Source organism: Eubacterium sp. An11 (assembly GCF_002161065.1).
Classification (GTDB): domain Bacteria; phylum Bacillota; class Clostridia; order Lachnospirales; family Lachnospiraceae; genus Anaerobutyricum; species Anaerobutyricum faecale.
In genome coordinates this window covers 41,241-61,981 of the sequence record NZ_NFLV01000013.1, presented here as the reverse complement: position 1 = coordinate 61,981, position 20,741 = coordinate 41,241, and the positions used below count along the sequence as shown (strand labels likewise).

At 48.6% G+C, this 20,741-nt stretch carries 14 protein-coding genes; 13 read left to right on the top strand and 1 reads right to left on the bottom strand.

The genetic code is table 11. The annotated features are described in order from the left end of the window. The first annotated feature begins 89 nt into the window (after positions 1 to 89). From B5E53_RS11235 to B5E53_RS11210, 5 genes are all read left to right on the top strand, one after another. On the top strand, positions 90 to 1,052 hold the full coding sequence (locus B5E53_RS11235; protein ID WP_087315050.1) for a DMT family transporter: 963 nt from the start codon (positions 90 to 92) through the stop codon (positions 1,050 to 1,052). 96 nt (positions 1,053 to 1,148) lie between these two features. Continuing rightward, complete coding sequence (gene nth / locus B5E53_RS11230; RefSeq protein ID WP_087315048.1) at positions 1,149 to 1,823, top strand: endonuclease III; 675 nt, start codon at positions 1,149 to 1,151, stop codon at positions 1,821 to 1,823. Between the two features lie 215 nt (positions 1,824 to 2,038). After that, positions 2,039 to 2,914, top strand: coding sequence for a phosphoribosylaminoimidazolesuccinocarboxamide synthase (locus tag B5E53_RS11225; protein WP_087315108.1), 876 nt, complete (start codon positions 2,039 to 2,041; stop codon positions 2,912 to 2,914). Positions 2,915 to 3,396: 482 nt separating this feature from the next. After that, on the top strand, positions 3,397 to 5,298 hold the full coding sequence (locus tag B5E53_RS11215) for a C69 family dipeptidase (RefSeq protein WP_087315044.1): 1,902 nt from the start codon (positions 3,397 to 3,399) through the stop codon (positions 5,296 to 5,298). A 237-nt stretch (positions 5,299 to 5,535) separates the two neighbouring features. After that, positions 5,536 to 5,955 (top strand): GtrA family protein, encoded by a 420-nt coding sequence (locus B5E53_RS11210; RefSeq protein ID WP_087315042.1) that lies wholly within the window; start codon positions 5,536 to 5,538, stop codon positions 5,953 to 5,955. A gap of 647 nt (positions 5,956 to 6,602) precedes the next feature. Here the strand turns inward: B5E53_RS11210 and tsaA are convergent. Further along, positions 6,603 to 7,322, bottom strand: coding sequence for a tRNA (N6-threonylcarbamoyladenosine(37)-N6)-methyltransferase TrmO (gene tsaA / locus B5E53_RS11205; protein WP_087315040.1), 720 nt, complete (start codon positions 7,320 to 7,322; stop codon positions 6,603 to 6,605). A 166-nt stretch (positions 7,323 to 7,488) separates the two neighbouring features. Here tsaA and B5E53_RS11200 point away from each other — a divergent pair, with 166 nt between their 5' ends. The 8 genes from B5E53_RS11200 to B5E53_RS19295 all read left to right on the top strand — a co-directional run bounded on the left by B5E53_RS11200 (position 7,489) and on the right by B5E53_RS19295 (position 20,723). Further along, positions 7,489 to 8,424: a tRNA-dihydrouridine synthase family protein gene (locus B5E53_RS11200; RefSeq protein ID WP_087315106.1), complete on the top strand. Its 936-nt coding sequence runs from the start codon at positions 7,489 to 7,491 to the stop codon at positions 8,422 to 8,424. 48 nt (positions 8,425 to 8,472) lie between these two features. Further along, the gene (locus tag B5E53_RS11195; RefSeq protein WP_087315038.1) at positions 8,473 to 10,665 is read left to right on the top strand and encodes a S8 family serine peptidase; all 2,193 of its coding nucleotides are present in this window, start codon (positions 8,473 to 8,475) and stop codon (positions 10,663 to 10,665) included. A gap of 52 nt (positions 10,666 to 10,717) precedes the next feature. Next, positions 10,718 to 14,218 (top strand): DUF5717 family protein, encoded by a 3,501-nt coding sequence (locus B5E53_RS11190; protein WP_087315036.1) that lies wholly within the window; start codon positions 10,718 to 10,720, stop codon positions 14,216 to 14,218. A 51-nt stretch (positions 14,219 to 14,269) separates the two neighbouring features. Next, positions 14,270 to 15,373, top strand: a complete 1,104-nt coding sequence (locus B5E53_RS11185) for a DUF5716 family protein (protein WP_087315034.1) — start codon at positions 14,270 to 14,272, stop codon at positions 15,371 to 15,373. A gap of 15 nt (positions 15,374 to 15,388) precedes the next feature. Next, the gene (locus tag B5E53_RS11180) at positions 15,389 to 16,261 is read left to right on the top strand and encodes a hypothetical protein (RefSeq protein ID WP_087315032.1); all 873 of its coding nucleotides are present in this window, start codon (positions 15,389 to 15,391) and stop codon (positions 16,259 to 16,261) included. A gap of 232 nt (positions 16,262 to 16,493) precedes the next feature. Beyond that, the gene (locus tag B5E53_RS11175; protein WP_087315030.1) at positions 16,494 to 19,136 is read left to right on the top strand and encodes a valine--tRNA ligase; all 2,643 of its coding nucleotides are present in this window, start codon (positions 16,494 to 16,496) and stop codon (positions 19,134 to 19,136) included. A 71-nt stretch (positions 19,137 to 19,207) separates the two neighbouring features. Further along, entirely contained in the window at positions 19,208 to 20,578 is a 1,371-nt protein-coding gene (locus B5E53_RS11170) for a folylpolyglutamate synthase/dihydrofolate synthase family protein (RefSeq protein WP_087315028.1), read from the top strand. Further along, positions 20,571 to 20,723 (top strand): hypothetical protein, encoded by a 153-nt coding sequence (locus tag B5E53_RS19295; RefSeq protein ID WP_162611901.1) that lies wholly within the window; start codon positions 20,571 to 20,573, stop codon positions 20,721 to 20,723. Before B5E53_RS11170 ends, B5E53_RS19295 begins: the two co-directional genes overlap by 8 nt. The last annotated feature ends 18 nt before the right edge of the window (positions 20,724 to 20,741 follow it).

The following is a 20,741-nucleotide window of genomic DNA, read 5'->3' as shown; positions in this document are numbered from 1 at the left end:
TTTTTCGGGTACATTTTCTCTGAAATATATTAAAAAATCCCGCGGGTTGTGTTATACTATCCCACAGATTAAAAAAAGAGGAGAAAAATATGACACAGAAGAAGAGACAGATCAGGGGAGTCATCCTCACATTGACTGGCGGCACTGCCTGGGGATTTTCCGGTACCTGCGGCCAGTATATTTTTGCCAACAGCCAGATGGAATCCGGGATGCTGGCGGCCATCCGGATGCTGGGCGCCGGCGTTATTCTGCTGTTATTTACGCTTCTGACCAAAAAGAAAGAGACCTTTGGCGTCTGGAAGAATCCGGCGGAGGCAGTGCGTCTGGTAGTTTTCGCCATCGGCGGTCTGATGTTTTCACAATTTGCATATCTCACGGCCATCAGTTATTCCAATTCAGGAACGGCCACTGTCTTTCAGAATACCGGTATCATTATGGTAATGATCGTATCCTGTATCTTTGCCCGGCGTCTGCCAAAAGGGAAAGAGGTGACGGCGGCTGTTCTGACATTGATCGGCGTGGTGCTTCTTGCCACCCACGGTCGTCTGGACGGTCTGGTGATTTCCGGAGACGCCCTTCTCTGGGGCGGTCTGGCAGCGGTGGCGCTGACCACCTATACGCTGCTGCCCGGCAATCTTCTTAAAAAATGGGGAACTCCGCTGATCAGCGGTTTTGCCATGCTCATCGGAGGAGTGGTCATGGCCGTGGCTTTCCGTATCTGGGAAAAGTCCTGGAATTTCGAGATACATATCGTGCTGGCGCTGCTGGTCATGGTGGTGTTCGGCACTGTGATTTCTTTTTCCTTTTATCTGCAGGGCGTGTCCGATATCGGCCCGGTCAAGGCCAGTATGCTTGCATGCATAGAGCCGGTGGTAGCCACGATCGTGTCAGCTCTTTGGCTGGGAACGGAATTTGCGCCCCTGGATTTGCTGGGTTTTGCCCTCGTGATCGGCGCATGTCTTTTGGTATCATTGAGCGGAAATGACCCTGAGACGCAGGAAAAGACAGAAATGATGCCGCATCGGAATGCGGGCCAGGGTGAAGGCTTGTGAGACAGGAACCGAAAATCTTTACAGAAGAAAATGAAGCAATATAAAATGGCCCGGGAAAAACGGGGCAGCCAATTTGCACCATTGGGAGGTATACATATGACAAAGAAAGAAAGAGCCGCCATCGCCATCGAGCGGCTGAAAAAAGAATATCCGGATGCAGGATGCACTCTGGATTATAATGAAGCGTGGAAGCTTCTGGTCAGCGTCCGGCTGGCCGCTCAGTGTACGGACGAGAGAGTCAATGTGATCGTAAAAGATTTATTTGCCAAATATCCGGGAGTGGAGGCGCTGGCGGCAGCGGAACCGGAGGACATTGAGGCCATTGTTCGTCCCTGCGGTCTTGGAAAAAGCAAAGCCAGGGATATCAGCAAATGTATGCGGATGCTCCGGGATGAGTTTGGCGGCCGGGTGCCGGATAATTTTGATGATTTGATGAAGCTTCCCGGCGTGGGAAGAAAAAGCGCTAATCTCATCATGGGCGATGTGTTCGGCAAGCCTGCCATCGTTACAGATACCCATTGCATCCGGCTGTGCAACCGCATCGGCCTGGTGGACGATATCAAAGAGCCGAAGAAGGTGGAGATGGCTCTCTGGAAGATCATTCCGCCGGAAGAAGGCAGCGATTTCTGCCACCGGCTGGTGTTCCACGGAAGAGATGTCTGTACCGCCCGCACAACGCCTCACTGTGAGCGCTGCTGCTTAAAAGATATCTGCAAGGCCTACCCGGAATATAAGAAACAGGCGGAAGAAATAGCGGCAAAGAAAAAATAATAGCTGTACATTTGCAGACATAAGGTTTAAGAAAACAGCGAAAACTGAAAATCAGGACAGAAAAAAAGAGAAAAGGAATTGTTTTCCGGAAAAGATTGTAGTACAATTACTCGGTAAAACAAGAAATGAGCAGACGGACGATGAAAATGCCTGCCTGCGAAGAGGAATGCGTACGCATATCCTGTAAGCATTATGGAAAGAAAAGGATGAGTGCAATGAAAGAATTTAAACCGATGAAGGAAGGAAAAGTACGGGAAATTTATGACAACGGCGACAGCCTGATCATGGTGGCCACCGACAGAATTTCCGCATTTGACGTGATCTTAAAGAACAAAATTACCGACAAAGGCGCTGTATTGACCCAGATGTCCAAATTCTGGTTTGACTATACAGAGGATGTTGTACCGAACCATATGATTTCCGTCGATACCAAGGACATGCCGGAATTCTTCCAGCAGGAGCAGTTCAAAGGCAAATGTATGATGTGCAAGAAGCTTGAGATGCTTCCGATTGAGTGTATCGTCCGCGGATATATCACCGGAAGCGGCTGGGCAAGCTATCAGGAGAATGGTACAGTCTGCGGCATCAAACTGCCGGAAGGACTGAAAGAATCCCAGCAGCTGCCTGAACCGATCTATACTCCATCTACCAAGGCAGAGATCGGCGATCATGATGAGAACATTTCCTATGAGAAATCTGTGGAGATTCTCGAGAAAGTTTACCCGGGCAAAGGTGAGTTCTACGCCAATGAACTGAAAGAAAAAACCATCGCCCTGTACAAAAAATGTGCAGAGTACGCCCTGAGCAAAGGTATCATCATCGCAGACACCAAGTTTGAATTCGGACTGGACGAGAACGGCAATGTGATCCTCGGCGATGAGATGCTCACACCAGACAGTTCCCGTTTCTGGCCAAAAGAAGGCTACGAACCGGGCAAAGGACAGCCATCCTACGACAAACAGTTTGTCAGAGACTGGCTCAAAGCTAATCCGGACAGCGACTATAATCTGCCGCAGGATGTCATCGACAAGACCATCGCTAAATACAAAGAAGCTTACGAGCTGCTGACCGGCAAGCCACTCTCCATCTAAGAGTTCACCGGAACCTTCCGGGGCCGGCAGGACGCATCAAAATAAAACTATAAAAATCATGCAGGAAAAGCGTTGTTTTCTTTCGCAGAAAACAGCGCTTTTCTTTTTGACCACAGCCATTCCTTCCCCCGGACGACCATTTCTGCCGCAATGAAAGCAAAAGATCAAATGAATAATCCTGCTGATAAAAAGATAATAAAAATCAATAAACACAAGACATATGTAAATAAAATGCAAATAAATCGACATAAAATGCATAAATATGTAAAAATTCATTGACGCCATGTAAAGAAAGTATTATAATGGCATCATTGCGGCAGGATAAAAATGACAGAAAACCTGTTGCCATTTCGGAAAAACCCTGCATTTCTACGGACAAAGATGAGAATGACTTGTCATGGACGAAATCATTCATATTGCGAGTCCTGCACAGAAAAGAAGGATTCTCCGGATAAATCTGCAAAACACAGGAGGAGAGAGAAGTGAAAAAAGTATTATTAACCATGCTGGCAGCTGTCGGCCTCACCGCCCTGGCAGCCGTTCCGGCAAAAGCCTGTACATCCTACTACGTAGGTTCCGACCTGACAGAAGACGGATCCACACTGTTCGGAAGGACGGAGGATATTGGAGCTAGGTACGATAAGGTATTTCAGGTGATTCCATCAAAAGAAATACAGGAAGGTGAAAAATGGAAAGATGAAAGTGGGTATACTCAGTTTCAAGGCGATTACAAAGATGGTTTAACGAAAACTTATCGTTATACAGCTTGTCGGGATAGTAAAGAAGCAAACGATGGTCTTTTCGGTGAAGTTGGCGTTAACGAAAAAGGTGTCTCTATGTCAGCGACTACTACTGCCGGAAACAGTGCAGAGGCAAAAAAGGCAGATCCATTTGTAGGTAATTCTACAGGTATATCAGAAGAAAACTATGTGGACTATGTCTTATGTCAGGCATCAAATGCAAGAGAAGGGGTAGAAATTCTGGCAGATGCTATTGATAAAAATGGTGTGTGGAAAGCAGCAGATGGTGTATTTATTGCCGATAAAAATGAAGTATGGTATTTTGAAATTCTTTCAGGACATCAGTATTGTGCAATAAAGATGCCTGAAGATAAAGCAGCGATTATCCCAAACTGTCTGGTTATTGGTGATGTGGATTTGGATGATAAAGAAAATGTATATGCATCTGATGAAGTAAAGACACTGGCAGAAGCAAAGGAAATTTTTGTAGGTCCACAGACGGATATGGAAGGGGCAGATATTAATATCAAACTGACTTATGGCGGTAAGGGGTATGACTCTGGTAATGCCGACCGTATTCGTGCTGGACAGTATATTTTGACTGGTGAAGATAACACAGATATTTATACAGAAAATTACCAGGATATTTTCTTTGATATTCCTTCAAGAGATGTTACGGTTGAAAAGTTATATCAGCTGGCCGGAAGTCAGTATGAAGAATTTGAAGATTTTTCAGGGGGAAGACCAAGTGGTTTAGGAAGTATTAGATATATTGGAGTAGCAAGTTCCGCGGAATGTCATATCATGCAGATCCGCTCCGATATGCCTGCAGAACTGGCGACAGTGGAGTGGTTAAGTTTAAGTAGTGCGGCTTATTCGCCAATGGTTCCGTTCTATGGAGCACTGTTAACAGATGTACCGGAATCTTATAAAGAGGAAGCATATGAGCACAGTGATACGTCTGCATATTGGACATTCCAGGATTTAGATGCCTATGCAAGAAAGAATGTAAACACTGTAGGAGAAAAGATAAAGGCTTTCTACAAGGGTTATGTAAACAAACTGGAAGCTGACCAGAAAACTGTTGATGCTCAAATGATGGACGTTTATAATAGCAACCCATCTCAGCTGGAGCAGAAGGCAACAGATTTGGGTATTTCCATTGGAACTCAGACAGTTAATATGGCGAAGAAATTAAATGCGGAAGTGATGTCAGAAGACTACACCCTTGACTTTACCACCGACTACAACGACATCAACTATTCTCTGACCGCGAAACCGGCGGAGCCAGAAACCCCATCCACCCAGCAGCCGCAGGCCACCGAGCCGCAGGCACAGACAGTTTCCGCTCCGGCTAAAACAGTCATCAAGAAACTGAAAAACCGCAAAGGTAAAAAGCTTCAGGTGAAGTTCAAAAAGGTTTCCGGTGCTGACGGATATGAGATTGCATATTCTAAAGGTGTAAACTTCGGTAAGAAGAAAACCACAGTGAAATCTTACAATGCGGCTAAGAATGTCCGCACCATCAAGAAGCTCAAAAAGGGCAAACGCTACTTTGTGAAAGTCCGTGCTTACAAGATGAACGGAACCCAGAAGGTTTACGGTAAATGGAGCCAGGTAAAAGTAGTAAAGATTAAAAAATAGTGATAAAAGAATTGAAAGACAGAGATTGTCGGAAATCAGGGCAGCGGGAGACCGTTGCCCTGTAGTTTTTTCGGAAAATAAGAATATCATCCATATAGTATGAAAAAATGACTGTTTCCAACAGCATGTATGCACAGATTTTTCTATTGATTTTTGTAAGATTTCGTTCTAGTATATTCTACGTGCTTTTCTGCACGCAACTCAATGATTTTATAAAGTTAATAACAGGAGCAGACAATGTTTACGAAATTAATGGAAATGTATCGCAGATACAAAGAACTTATCCTTTATGTGTTTTTCGGAGCGCTGTGTACTGTAGTCAGCATCGGTTCTTTTGCCTGGTGTGACGTGATCATGCACATGGACCCGCTCATAGCTAACATAATCTCATGGATTCTGGCGGTGACCTTTGCTTATGTCACTAACAGTCTGTGGGTGTTTGAGGCAAAGCCTCACGGAATAAAAGAAATGTTCCGTCAGGCGACGGCGTTCTATGGCGGCAGACTGCTGACTCTCGCCATGGAAGAATTGATTCTTTTTATCTTTATCAATGGCCTTGGTCTGCCGAGCGTTGCTGTGAAAGTCGCTGCCCAGGTGGCTGTTCTCATCGCCAACTATATCATCAGCAAATGTATTGTGTTCAGGGAGAAGAAATAAAATTGGGATTTGTAAAGGTGGCAACAGTTTTTCGATTAAACAGACAATGACGCAAGGGCACATACGGATTCGCCCGTCTCGGCCCTCAGTCGGACTGACCGGGAGTATCATTGTAAAATGACTATATCAGTCCTCCCTCACAGCTCGCGGTCGAAAGCCGTATGTGTCCAAAACGTCATCTGCCTGTTGAAAAGCCTTTGTTTCACCTTTACAAACATCCTGTGCTACATTGACAAAACAGCAGGTTATAGCTACAGACGAATAGCTGATGCCAAAATTTACAGTCGTATCTGTCTGGCATGTATGAACCTGTAGGGCAAGCCACACAGGTAGCTTTCCTGTCGGTTTGAATCAGGTATTTTTGCTATAATCCGGGTGATGCAGGAGACAGGGATTTGCGGTATATGTAATCATGATAGAAAAACGGATCAGGGAAGATCGACGACGACTGTGAGCGCAGGCGTCGATGACAGTCATAGAAAGAGAAGAACCTGCCAGCCTGCCGAAGTGGAGGAGGAGACTTCCTTGACTCCGTTTTTCTATGATACATATCAAGCCGCAAATTCCGTCTGTTCTTCTTTACCGGGATCATTTCAAAACCTATAGATTCAAAGCGACAAATCTCCATTTCAGCCGCTTCTGCGGCATTATTTTTTATTCTGGATAATTTCCCTCACATATAATTCCATCCCATCCACACAGAATCGCACACAATAGTTTCCAAAATCCATCCCGTAAATCCGTTCCGGGTCATCGTGGTAGGCCGGGCGGGGATCCAGGGCGAGAACTTCCAGCAGCGCCTGGCGTTTGTCCGGCGTGACGGCGGAGAGCAGCTCGTAATCGCAGTGAACCGTCAGACGGTGGCTGCGGGCGGTGTCGGAAAAGGAGCCGAGGGCGTCCGGGTGATGATCGGAAACCGGGACATAAGGTTTGATATCATAGATGGGTGTGCCGTCCATCAGGTCGGCGCCGGAGATATAGAGGATGCAGCCGCCTTCCTTCAGCGAAATCCCTTCCAGACGCACAGAAGAAAGTCCCAGGGGATTGGGGCGAAACGGCGAGCGGGAAGCGAATACGCCGGTGTGTACATTTCCGCCCAGCCGCGGCGGACGGACGGTCGGTGACCAGCCCCTGCCCTGATTTTCTGAGAAACCCCAGATGAGCCAGAGGTGCGTGAATCGTTCGATGCCCCGGAAGCAGTCTGGGTTCTGGAATTCTTTTTCAAAGGTGATATATGCCTGCAGGGAAGGCACCAGTCCGCTTTGACGCGGGATGCCGAATTTTTCCGGAAAGTCTGTGTGAATATGTCCGATGGGCCGGATGGTCAGGGTATCGGAAGAAACAGAAGATGCAGGATTCTTTTTCATAATATTTGTCCTCCATGAAGATAATGTAAATTTACTTTAGAGCGTTTCTGTGGTAATGTAATAAATGGTGTATTCCGGGGCGCTGATGGCGGACGGTTGGATTCCGTCCGGAGGAAACGATCCGGGATTACATACGTTTCATCATTATTATAAGAAGGAGAATTCCATGAAAATTTACGCTGCGCCCATGGAAGGCGTCACCGGTTATGTGTACCGGAACGCCCACAGGCATTATTTCCAGGGAATTGATAAATATTATACACCATTTCTGACCCCCAAAAAAGGGAAAGGATGGACCTCCAGAGAAAAGAACGATATTGCACCGGAACATAACAGAAATATGACGGTGGTGCCGCAGATCCTCGCCAATCAGGCGGAGGATTTTGTGCGGATGGCAGAGAAACTGGCCGACTGCGGGTATGAAGAGATTAATCTGAATCTGGGCTGCCCTTCCGGCACCGTGGTATCCAAAGGGAAAGGCTGCGGATTTCTGGCGGACCGGGAAAAGCTTCTGCGTTTTTTTGAGGAAGTATTCGATAAAGTCACCGTCCGGGTATCGGTAAAGACCCGGCTGGGCCTGGACAGCCCGGAGGAGATCATACCTCTCATGGAGATTTACAATCAGTTTCCCCTGTCGGAAGTGATTATCCATGCGCGGATACACAAAGACTTCTACAAAAGGCCGGTGAACAGGGAGGCCTTTCGAAAAGGTTTCTTGCTGTGCAGGCATCCCGTGTGCTACAATGGAGATATCTTTGCGGAAAAAGATTTCCAAAAATTTCAGGAAGAATTTCCCGGGGTAGACCGGGTGATGCTGGGCCGGGGCCTTATCGCCAATCCGCAGCTGGCGGAGATGCTGATACAGGGCGGACAGCCGGAGAAACAGCGGTGGAAAGCATTTCACGACGAGGTGTGCCTGGGTTATGAGGAGATCATGTCCGGTGAGAGAAATGTTCTCTTTAAGATGAAGGAACTTTGGGCTTATATGCTTCCTATGTTTGAAGACGGGGAGAAGATTGGAAAGAAGATCAAAAAGGCCGGACGGCTTCAGGAATATAAGGAACTGGTGGATACACTGTTCCGGGAGAAAAATTTCAAATAGATCCGGTGATATCCGGATACCTCTGAAAAATGGGAAAGGGGCAGGAAAATGATGAAAAAACAATGGAATGACAGACCGGGGGGATGGAGAAAGAGCGGCCTTGCTGTTGCCATGAGTTTGCTGCTGGGCGCAGGAAGCCTTCTGGGAAATGTATCGGCAGCACCGGTTTTGGCGGCGTCCGTGGACGAGGCGCAGACAGCTGAAACAGATGGCGCCGGGACTTCTTCCACAGTTTCTTCCGGTGAGAGCTCCGCGGACAGTGGGGATATGTCCGTTGATGTCCAGGAGATCACAGACAGTCAGGAAATGTCAGAGATCATCTCAGATACCTGGGATGAGGATTATTTTGGCTCCATGGTGGTGGATACAGAAGCCGGAGAAGTAAAGATTGACGGAGAAACGGAGACGCTGCCGGACGGCGCCCCGGGAGAGACCGATAACACGCAGGCAGAGAGCAATACGGAAGAAGACGGAGACCAGGAGACTGCGAAGGAATCAGAGCAGATCCTGGAAGATTATATGGATACCCTTCCGGAGGATAATATCTATGATGTGGAGGAGACCGATGACGGGCAGTATGAGATCACGGCTCCGTTTCAGACAAAACGACTGATCGTGGAAACATCGGAACTTCAGGAAGACTACGGCGCGGAGGATATTTATTATAATACGGAGCTGGGAGAGACCATCCTGCAGTTTGAGACCGAGGAAGAGACCAAAGCGGCTTTTGAGGCTCTCTGTGAACAGTATGGGGAAGAAAAATGCTACCCGGATCAGGTGTATTATGTGGATGACATCCTGACCGATGACGCCGCTTTATCCAGCGGCGCCTGCTATTCCTGGGGCGTAGCTTATATGGGGATGAACACGCTGAAAGCACAGGCGGAGGGAAAATACGGGGCTGTCACCGTCGCCATTCTGGATACGGGTATTGACAAGTCAAACTTCATGTTCCAGTCCAGAAACATTTCATCCAAGAGTTATAACTTCATTGATAATAATAAAAATGTCACGGATAATCACGGGCACGGCACACATGTGGCCGGGATCATCGCTGACGCGACGCCGTCCAATGTCCGTTTCCTGATATTGAAGATTTCAAACAGCAGCGGATATTCCTCTCTGCTGACCATTAAGACGGCGCTGCAGTATGCGGTGAATCAGAATGTCTCTGTGGTCAACATGAGCCTGGGATTTGTGGCGGCAAACGCTATGTCCGTTACATATCTGAATTCGCTGATCAACAAGGCGTACCGCAAGGGGATTGCCATCTGTACGGCAGCCGGCAATAACGGTGTGGATGTGTCATTCTGTTATCCGGCCTGCAACAGCAAGACCCTGGCAGTTGCGGCTTTTGGTCCCAATGAACGCGCGGCATCTTATTCCAATCACGGCAGCCGGATTGACTTTTCAGCTCCGGGCAGCGAGGTGGTGAGCGCCGCGGCGGGAGGACTTCTGGTGGGAATGTCGGGAACGTCCATGTCCGCACCGCACATCACGGCGGCAGTGGCTTATCTTAAAATGTTGCAGCCGAATCTCTCGGTGCAGGGAGTTTATAATGAGCTGCGGGCCCGGAGCAAAGATTTGGGAGCGGCCGGAAAAGATATCTATTTTGGCTGGGGATGCCCGATTCTTACCAATCTTTTGACCACAGGAATCCTTGACAGAACCAACGTGGTGTCAACGGGAAACAGCCTGCAGGCGCCGGTGTTAAAGAAGGTGAAAAATGTCAGCGGGGGAATCCGGATAGCATGGAAAAAAGTGAAAAAGGCCGATAAATACATCATTTACCGCAAAAAAGGCAATGGTTCCTTTAAGAAGATCAAAACCGTATCCGGCAAGAAAAAGTCCTGGACAGATACCAGTGTGACCCAGGGCAGGAAATATACGTATGCTGTGAAGGCGGTCAGAAATAAAAAGACCAGCAGCAGAAGCAGCAGCAAGACGGCCGTATGGCTCCGGCAGCCAAAGAAGGTAAAAGTGCGCAGTAAAAAGGGCGGACGGTTGATCGTGACCTGGGCAAAACAGTCCGGAGTGTCCGGATACCAGATTCGTTATTCAAGGACCAAAAACATGAAAAATGCCGTGACAGTGACCGTGTCTGGCAAAAAAGCCCGGGCAGTGCTTCGGGGACTGAAAAAGAAAAAAGTTTACTACTGCAGGATCCGTGCCGTCAGAACGGCAGGGGGAACCCGGTATGCTTCATCCTGGTCAGCAGTGAAAAAGATAAAAATAAAATAGCGGTTTTTCCCTTTTGGGGAAAAGCCGCCTGAACGATTGGTGGGTACATGCATTGAAAGAAAAGAAAGATATAGTAGAAGAGAGAACAGACAAAAGAGAGCTGCCGGTTCTGCGCATTTCCGTAACCAACCTTGAAATCACCGTAGAAGAAGGCAGAGTATACCACAGCTCTTTTGTCATTGAAAGTGAAAATAAAGTACCGGTACAAGGGATCGTCCGTTCGACCAACGACAAAATCGGCCTGGAGAAGGCGGACTTTGCCGGGACACATATAGAGATTCCTTATTATTTTAAAGGGAAACTGGCAACCGCAGGCAATGAATTTGAAGGAGATTTTCTGCTGATCACCAACGCGGGAGAGTACAACATCCCTTACCGGGTAGTGGTGACGCCGGTGATGGCGGAGACTTCCATTGGCCGCATCTGCCAGATGGAAGATTTCGTGAAGCTTTACCATGAGAACCGGCAGGAGGCCATGGAGCTGTTTTTCCTCCCGAATTTTTCGTCTATTTTCCTCAAACATCTGCCGGAACAGGACGCCATGTATCACAGCCTGATGAAGAGCCGTTCCAGAAATATGATCGTGGAAGAATTCCTGTCGGCAGCGGGATGGAAAGAACCGGCGGCCCTTGCCATAGAAGAAAAACAGGTGGTGCTTGACGCGGGAAAGGACCGGGGGGAGATCACGCTGATCCTGACGGCAGACGGCTATGTGGAGGGAACCATTTCTTCGGAGAAAGGTCAGGTGCAGATCTCTGCCGGGCGTTTTACCAGCGCGGATTTTAAAGATGGCAGGATGAAGCTCTCTATTGAGAAAAATCACAGCTACGCCGTGGGCAGCGACCGGATCCGGATCCGCACGGTGCGTCAGGAAATATCCGTCCCGGTGGAATGGTGGGGAACCCTGCCGCCGGCTTCCAGAGAACGGGAGGTCAGAAGCCGCGTTAAAAAACAAAAGGCGGAGCTGATGCATAATTATCTGTTTTTCCGCACAGGAAGCATTGGTTTTGAAGATTTCGCCGAGGAATCCGACCATGTTCTGGATGAGCTGTATCATCTGACCAGGGGTACGGAATGGCGGTTGTATAAGATCCATCTGCTGATCATGGAAGAACATCAGGAAGAAGCGGAAGAATTATTCCATAAGATCGAAGACGAACAGCAGGACAAGGACATGGAGCCTCTGCTGGAGAATTATTTTCTGTATTTAAAGGCGATGCTATACCGGACGCCGGAGACGATATCCGGAGCGGTGCTTTCCATCCGGGATTTTTACGAAGTATCCCCGTATAAAGCGGAGGCGCTGTGGATGCTCATTTATCTTGACAGAGAGTATGTTTATAATAAGCGCCTGCAGTACGATACCATTCGTCAGCTCTTCCAGGAGGGCAAAAACAGCAGCCTTTTATTTTTTGAGGCCTGCGAGATCCTAAACGAGAATCCGAATTTCATGGAAGAGCTGGGAAGTTTTGAAGTCAGCATTTTCCGCTGGGGCGTCCGCTACGGATACATTTCCATGTCGCTGGCTTATCAGTTCGCGAGACTGGCCCTGCGGATGAAATATTACAGCAATGCGATTTTCCATATCGCGAAGAAGTTATATGAGATCGAGCCGGATGAGCGGTTCCTTCAGGTGATCTGTTCCCTTTTGATCAAGGGCAACCGGTACGGAGAAGAGTATCACGAATATTTCCGGAAGGCAGTCAACGCCAACCTGAAGATTGTGGGACTCAACGAATTCTTTATCCGGAGTATGGATTTTGGCAGTTTTGAGGTGATTCCGCACCGGGTTCTCATTTACTTTACATACAGCAACAGCCTGGATTCGCTGGAAAAGGCATATCTTTATTCCAATGTGCTGGAAAATAAAGAGGCCTGCGACGAGGTGTTCGGCGCTTACTATTCCAAGATGATCCCGTTTGTGGAAGAGCAGCTGCTGAAGGGGCGGATGAATGAACATCTGGCGTACCTGTATCACTATTTCCAGAAAGAGATCCTGGAGAAACCAGCCAACACGAAGGCGGTCTGCGATATATTATTTTACCGGAAGATCATCTGCCATAATCGGAATATGATCGGCGTGTATGTCTCCCGGCCGGAAACCGGAGAGGAAATATATTATCCGCTGTCGGGCGGATTCTGCTATGCGGAGATACCGACCAGCCGGGCACGGCTGTATTTTGTGGACAGCAATGAACAGCGCTATGTGACAGGCATCCCTTATGAGGAAGAGCCGTTTTTGTTCCCGGAACAGTTTCCGAAGGAATGGATTCAGAAAAATATGGCCAATAAGCGGATCCTTCTCTCCCTCTCCGATAAAATTGACGGGGAGCTGAAAGGGGAGGACATGCCGATCCTCCAGAAGATCGCTTTCCATGAGGATTATCAGCCGTGGATCAAATGCCGTGCTGTGGAGCGGATGCTTCTGTATTATCAGCAGCATCAGGAAAAAGAATCCCTGGCCAGATGGCTGGACCGGGTGGATTATTCCAATGTGACGCCGGAGTTCCGAAAGACACTCATGGACTTTTACATGGAAGTGGGCATGACGGAAAATGCCTTTTTCGGCATTGAATTATACGGCTGCAATATTATGGGAGCTGCAAAGCGTTTGCGGCTGGCCTCCTTTGGGGTAAACTATAATGAGAGCAAGATGGATGAGACGACCCTGTATCTTGCGTACTCTGCCTTTGTCAGCAAAAAATATAACAGGGATACCCTCTCGTATCTCATGAAACATTTTGAGGGAGAACTGGAAGACCTGCTGCTGATCTGGGAGAGAAGCAGAAAGTTTGCTCTGGAGACGACGGAGCTTGAAAAGCGGATGCTCAGACAGAGCATGTTTACCGGGAATGACGCCGACGGCCTGTTCACCGTATTTGAGGAATACTACAGCAAAAACCGGGAAGACGCGGTGGCAGGGGAATACCTGCAATACGCATCGGACAGAGAGAGACGTGGAATTCTGGAACTGCCGGAATCTGTCCATGGCATCATCGGTGAGGAAATCCTCGCGGGAAGAATCCGCGACCGGCAGACCATGGTGCATTTTCTCTATTATTTTGCGCCGCGGGAAGCGTGGATGGAGAAAGTCAAAGATGCCGCTAAGTTTATTATTGAGAAGTTTCTCAAAGAAGAATACTATCTTCCGGTATATTACGCCTACCGGGAATGGCTGACCCTTCCGGTGGAATATCTGGAGAGAACTTTCCTTACCTACCATGGAAGCGGCGGCAGTAATGTGGTACTTTACTATCAGGTGGAAGGAGAGAATACCGGTGTCCATAAAAAGCGCCTGAAAGAGATCCTTCCGGGCATGTACACCTGTACCATGTATTTTTATCACAATGACCATGTCAACTACCGTCTGGAGGATGACGGAGAAGTGGTCAGCGATGAAGCGGTGATTCGTTTTGAAACCTTTGAATCAGAGGGAGAGGAGAGCCGGCTCTTTGCGCTCAACGATCTGAGCGCGGAAAGCTGTGCGCCGGAGGAGCTGAACCGATATCTGCTGCAGACATATTTCACAGATACGATGATGAAGCTCTTATGATTTTTAGATAAATAAATCTGCCTTTGAAAGAAGGCGGAATGGAGAGTGTTTATGGGAGAACTTGAGACAAGAAAATTTGCCGGGATAGACCTGGGAAAAACTGCGGTGCAGTTCAGCGTATATGACGAGGCAGCGGCAGAGACCACAGAGGAAAGCTTTCCTCTGCCCCGGGAGGAGCAGGAGGACTATGTGGCAAACGGGCTGTTTTACGTCCGGCGTTATCTGGAAGCCAATCATATAAGCTGGGACATGTATCACGGCGTATATTTTACCATGGCGGACACCTCGCAGCAGTGCAGGAAACATCTGGAAGAACTGCTGGACGAGGATTTTAAAAAGCGGCATTCTGTGAAGATCATCACACATTTCCGGGCCTTTGTGGAATATGTATTTCATCAGGAAAGGGCGGTCTGGGACAGAAATACGCTGCTCCTTGATTATTCAGAAAATGTACTGCGCTATATTCTGGTGGAGCAGATCCGTCCGTCCAGACAGAAGGCTTACCGGGCCGTGTTAAAGGAGATGAATCTGGAGGAGCAGGGCATTTACGAAAATGACGAGAACCGGGATTATCATTTCAGCCGGCTGATGAAACAGTTTCTGGTGAAGAATCCGGCCCATATCATCTTTCTGACCGGAAATGGATTCGAGGGCAACTGGATGAAAAAGACCCTCACCTATCTCTGTGCCGGACGCCGGGTTTTCATGGGACAGAATCTGTACGCCAACGGTGCCTGCCTTCTGGGACTGGGACCGGTGCAGCTGATGGAGGACGGCATGCTGTTGATGCAGGGACCGGATATGGTGTATCACACCATCGGTATCCTCACGCAGGAATCCGGAAAGCCAAGGTATGTGCCCGTCACTTCCATCGGACGGGAATGGTACAATACCGGAGGTACCATTGATATTATTCTGGATAAAAGCCAGAAGGTGGAGTTTTTTTATCATAATACGAAGGAAAATGAGATGGAGAGCGCTGTCTGTGAGATCAAAGATCTGCCGGCAAGGCCGCCGAAAACCACAAGAATCCGTATCAGAGTGCAGTTTACCTCCCAGACGGAAGGTGTGATTCTGCTGAAAGATATGGGATTTGGTGACATGTTCCCGGCCACAGGCAAGGTGACAGTCTTTCCATTTTCGCTGATATCATAAAAGGGAGGAAAAGTTATGCGGGAATCCATCGTCTGTGTCGGACGGACCGGAACGAAGCCGTATCGTTTTCCGGAGACGGGCGTGCCGGTTTATTCCTATGAAGAACTATGCTATTATCTGAGCAGCCATATGATCTGCTATCTGTATACACTCCCGGAGGAAGATCTCCTGGTGTATATCCGGGATGAGCTGGGACTGGAGAAATTGTACCGGCAGCTTTCCAGGCTGACGGACCCGGACAGGGATCAGATGAAATATTTCTCCGCGCTCTTCCGGGAGGGACATTACTTTTCCGAAGACGAAATCCGGGAGATTCTGGATGAATACCGGGATTTAAAAAATACGCCGTATCCCCTGCAGTGCAAATGGATGGGGGATATGTTTCTTGGCGCCGGCCGCGCGGCCATGGCGATCCATTATTACCGGGAAGCGCTGAAACCGGAGACCATGGGCCGGGTGGAGACCGGAGCGGCCTACCATAACATGGCCATTGCCCAGTCACGGCTCTTCCGTTTTGAAGATGCCAAGATTGATTTTGTGAAAGCCTATCAGTATGCGGGCGACGAGGAATCGCTCTTTTATTATTACTGTCTCATCGCCTTTACGGAGAATCTGGAAAGGGCCGGGGAAGAGATGGAGGCGTTTAAAGTGTCAGAACTGTCGCTGGAATCCTTCGAGAACCGTTTTGCCGGCATTGCCGACGCCTTCGACTGCAGCGAAAAGGCAGAAAAACAGAAAAAAATCACCTATCTGCTGGAACGGGACAAAGAAGAAGAGGCAGAGAAGATTTATGAGAAATTTGTGCGGGATCTGCAGCGGGAGTTCCGCCCGGAGATCGAGATGGAAGATAATCTGCTGAGCACCGGGCTGCCGGTGCGGAAAGAATAGATAAAAAGGTACACACAAGGCTGGAAACTTGTGGTATAATAATTGCGCTTCGCGCAATCAAAAGCGATTTCATCGCTTTTTCCTGCTGCGCAGGGGTATACCAGCGGGCCACGGTTTGAAAAGTAAATGCTGCGGGCAGCGCTTCCTTTTCTGCGCGCGTGGTATAATAATTGCGCTTCGCGCAGGCATTTTTATAACATGACAACTTATTATTCCAGGAGGACATAGATTTATGGCAACAGAGATGAATAAAAATTACAATCCGGCGGAGATTGAGGACAGACTCTATCAGAAATGGCTGGATAAAAAATATTTCCATGCGGAAGTGGACCGCAGTAAAAAACCATTTACCATCGTGATGCCGCCGCCAAATATCACCGGTCAGCTTCACATGGGACACGCCCTTGACAATACCCTGCAGGACATCCTGATTCGTTTTAAGAGGATGCAGGGTTACAACGCCCTCTGGCAGCCGGGTACCGACCATGCCAGTATCGCCACGGAGGTAAAGGTCATCAATGCCCTGAAAGAGGAGGGGATTGAGAAAGAGGATCTCGGAAGAGAAGGATTCTTAAAGAGGACCTGGGAGTGGAAGAAAGAGTACGGCGGACGGATTGTCAGCCAGCTGAAAAAGCTCGGCTCTTCCGCAGACTGGGACAGAGAGCGTTTTACTCTTGATGAAGGCTGTTCCAGAGCAGTACAGGAAGTTTTCATTCGTTTATATGAAAAAGGATATATTTACAGAGGTTCCAGAATCATTAACTGGTGTCCGGTCTGCCAGACATCCATCTCCGATGCGGAGGTTGTGTATGAGGATCAGGCAGGATTTTTCTGGCACATCAATTATCCGATCGTGGGAACGGACCAGTGCATCGAGATCGCGACCACCCGTCCGGAGACCATGCTGGGCGATACAGCCATTGCCGTACATCCGGATGATGAGAGATATAAAGATCTGATCGGAAAGATGGTGCTGCTTCCGATCGTGAACCGGGAGATCCCGATCGTGGCGGACACTTATGTGGATAAAGAATTTGGTACAGGTGCCGTTAAGATCACGCCGGCCCATGACCCTAACGATTTTGAGGTGGGACTGCGTCATAACCTGGAAGAGATCAATATCCTCAATGATGATGGCACCATCAATGAAAATGGCGGCAGATTTGCTGGCATGGACCGTTATGAGGCCAGAAAGGCCATTGTAAAAGAACTGGAAGAAGAAGGATATCTGGTAAAGGTAGAACCACATGACCATAACGTAGGTACCCATGACCGCTGTCATACCACCGTGGAGCCGATGGTGAAAAAACAGTGGTTTGTGCGCATGGATGAGCTGGCAAAACCGGCCATTGAGGCTGTAAAGAACGGCGATCTGCGCTTTGTGCCGGAACATTTCGACCGGACATATCTGCACTGGCTGGAGAATATCCGCGACTGGTGTATTTCCAGACAGCTCTGGTGGGGACACCGGATTCCGGCGTACTACTGTGATGAATGCGGGGAGATCGTGGTTTCCAGAACCCAGCCGGATGTATGTCCGAAATGCGGATGCAGACATCTGACACAGGATGAGGATACTCTGGACACCTGGTTCAGTTCTGCTCTGTGGCCGTTCTCCACTCTGGGATGGCCGGAACAGACTGAAGACCTGGATTATTTCTATCCGACCGATGTATTGGTGACCGGTTATGATATTATTTTCTTCTGGGTTATCCGTATGGTATTCTCCGGTTATGAGCACACTGGAAAATGTCCGTTCCACGACGTATTCATCCACGGACTGGTCCGGGATGAGCAGGGCCGGAAGATGAGCAAGTCTCTGGGCAACGGTATTGATCCTCTGGAGGTTATCGATCAGTATGGCGCCGACGCCCTGCGTCTTACCCTGGTGACAGGAAACGCGCCGGGCAATGACATGCGTTTCTCCGAGAAGAAGATCATCGCCAGCCGTAACTTTGCCAATAAAGTATGGAACGCTTCCCGTTTCATGCTCATGAATATAGAAAAAGCAGATTTAAGTCAGGTGACTCCAGGTGATCTGACGCCGGCGGACAAGTGGATTCTTTCCAAAGCGAACACGCTGGTGAAAGAAGTTACCGATAACATGGAGAATTATGAACTGGGTATCGCTGTGGCGAAGCTTCACGACTTTATCTGGGAAGAATTCTGTGACTGGTATATCGAGATGGTAAAACCGAGATTATATAATGATGAGGATGCCACCAAGGCAGCGGCGCTCTATACCTTAAAGAGTGTGCTGACCATTGCCCTCAAGCTGCTTCATCCGTATATGCCTTTCATTACCGAGGAAATCTTCTGCAGCATGCAGGATGAGGAAGAATCCATCATGGTATCCGACTGGCCGGTATTTAAGGAAGAGCTTGACTTCAAGGCAGAAGAAAATGAAGTGGAGATCATCAAAAATGCAGTCCGCAATATCCGTAATCTGCGGGCCGATATGAACGTGCCGCCGAGCAAAAAAGCGACCGTTTACGTGGTATCAGAAAAAGAAGAGATCCGCGATGTGTTTGAGAACTCCCGCGTTTTCTTTGCGACCCTGGCATATGCCAGTGAAGTTATTGTGCAGGCAGATAAAGCCGGCATTGCCGATGACGCGGTATCCACAGTGATTCCGGATGCAGTTATCTACATTCCGTTTGCGGAACTGGTGGACGTGGAGAAAGAGATCGCCCGTCTGGAAAAAGAAGCGAAACGTCTGGCCGGCGAGATCAAACGTGCCAGCGGTATGCTGAACAATGAGAAGTTTATCAGCAAGGCTCCGGCAGCCAAGGTGGAAGAAGAGAAGAAGAAGTTAGAGAAATATACAGCCATGGAGGCGCAGGTAAAAGAGCGGCTTTCTCAGCTGAAAAAATAAAGCATCGTCTTTCAGGCGATGAAGAGAACGGATTCCGGCTGTGCCGGAAAACAGGAGGCAGATATAGCAATATGACCATCGACGAGCTGGAACAGGAAATATCGTCGGTTCCCCGGTTTGGCACCGGGGGAGGCCTCGATAATTTAAAAAAATATCTGGACATTTTAGGACACCCGGAGGAATCACTCCGGGTTATCCACGTGGCGGGAACCAATGGAAAGGGTTCTGTCTGCGCTTTTCTGGAGTCCATTCTGCGGACCGCCGGATACCGTACCGCTCTGTTTACTTCACCGCATCTGGTGCATATGAACGAACGGTTCCGTGTTAATTTTGAAATGTGTTCCGACGAAGAACTCATAGAAGCCTGGGAGCAGGTGAAGGCGCTGCTGCCGGGGAACACGAGGCAGAGTGCGGCTGTCGGCAGCGGCCGGCTGCCAGGCTGCAGTGCGGAAACGACAGAGTATTGTGAGACATCCGGGGATCGGCAGCCGCTCACCTATTTTGAGATACTGTTTCTCATGAGCCTGCTGATTTTCTCCCAAAAAGATGTGGATTACTGCATCATGGAGACAGGACTTGGCGGACGGCTGGATGCCACGGTGCTGACCCATCCGGTGATTTCCGTGATCACATCCATCAGCCTCGACCATACGGAGCTGCTGGGCAACACCATCGGGGAGATCGCCGCTGAGAAGGCGGGAATCATAAAAGAAGGGGTTCCGGTGGTGGTTCTGGACGAGGACAACGGCGCTTTTTCTGTAATCAGAAAGAAAGCTGAAAGAAAAAATTCTCATATTTACAGAATTCGTTCTGAAAGAATAACATTTTTAAAAAAAACAGAGAATAACATTGATTTTTCCATCAATAGTAGTTATTATAAGAATAGTTCGCTGCGTATTACGGACACAGCGGATTATCAGATATATAACGCCGCGTTGGCTGTTGTCACAGCCAGAGTGCTTCTGCCCGGCCTTTCGAGGGAGATGATTCAGAAAGGGCTTCTGGCAATGCAGTGGGAGGGACGGATGGAACAGGTTCTTCCCGGTGTGTACGTGGACGGTGCTCACAATCCTGGCGCGGTGGAACAGCTTTGCCGGACGATCACCCGGAAGGGAGGACAATGGCGTCTGCTGTTTGCTGTGTGCGGTGATAAGGATTACGATAGTATGATCCGGCTGCTGGGAGAGATTGCCTGGCAGAAGATTTATATTACCCGGGTGGAAGGCACAAGAGGTGCCGGCACCGAGAAGATCCTTGAGTGTTTCCGTCAGGTGACGGATGCGCCCTGTGAGGTATTTGATAGGACGGAGCAGGCGTTTGACGCTGCTTTGCATGATGAAGATAAGGAAGGACGCCTTTTATGTCTCGGATCCCTTTATCTGGTGGGAGAGATCAAGAGGCGCAAGACATACATTTTGGAAAGTGAGGATTCCCATGATTGATTTTAATCTTGAGCTTAAAAAGTTTAAACCGGCTGTAGGCGTGGAAGTAGGAGAGGATAATCTGTTCGACGACGATATCAAGGATATCACCGATCTGGTGGAGGAAATGGTAAAAGAACAGCGCAGCAATAAAAACGAGAAATAGTTTTCCCGTCAGTTCACA